This window comes from Oleiphilus sp. HI0086, assembly GCF_001635225.1.
On the sequence record NZ_LWFZ01000843.1, the window covers coordinates 1 to 887 of the forward strand.

Consider the following 887-nt stretch of genomic DNA (forward strand, 5'->3'; position numbering starts at 1 on the left):
GTAAAAGGCGGGCGAAAACTTGAATCTATCGACAAATAAAATAAATACCATCTTCCACAAAACTTCTACTTTGCTTCTTACGAGTGCTTTAATGCTTAGTAGTGGCAATGCCCTCGCGAGTGTTGAAGGTGAGTTAGGTTTTCAAGCGCGTACCTTTGTGGAAGAGGGGCTTGCCGATCAGAGTCAATTTCAAAGCTCCCTAAGCGGGCAGATAGAATTCGATACATCATTAGGGCAAGGAGACTTTGTTGCCAAGGTGTTTGGTCGTTACGACTTTGAGGATGATGAGCGCACTCATTTTGACTTACGCGAAGCGCTCTGGACCTACTATGGCGATTCCTGGGAGTTGCAAGCGGGTGTCGGTAAGGTGTTTTGGGGTGTCACAGAATCTATGCATCTCGTTGATATCGTTAATCAAAGCGACAGTGTTGAAAACCCCGATGGCGAAGACAAGCTCGGTCAGGCGATGCTTAAGTTTTCATTAGAGCGAGACTGGGGAACGATTGACCTTTTCTGGTTACCGTACTTTCGCGAAAGAACCTTCGTTGGCGAAGATGGTCGCTTATCTGCAAGCCCTTTGCCGGTAAGTAATGATGAAGCAAGCTATGCATCGGGTGCACAAGAATGGCATAGTGACTTTGCTGTCCGTTATTCACATTATGTCGGTGAATTAGAGTTTGCTTTATCTCATTTTTCCGGCACGAGTCGTGAAGCCAGTTTCCGCCCGAATGCTACGTTTTCTGAGTTAGTTCCTCATTATCATCTTATCGATCAGACTGGTATTGAACTTCAATATATTTATGACTCTTGGCTATTAAAGTTTGAAGGTATCACCAATTCCGGCTTTGGTGATGCTCTTGGTAGAAAAGGTCGATATAGCGCCGCAG

1 pseudogene is annotated in these 887 nt (G+C 45.2%); it reads left to right on the forward strand.

The window, feature by feature from the left end:
- Window positions 1-91: 91 nt before the first annotated feature.
- Window positions 92-887, forward strand: a pseudogene (locus A3756_RS15210) (hypothetical protein); the annotation flags it as partial.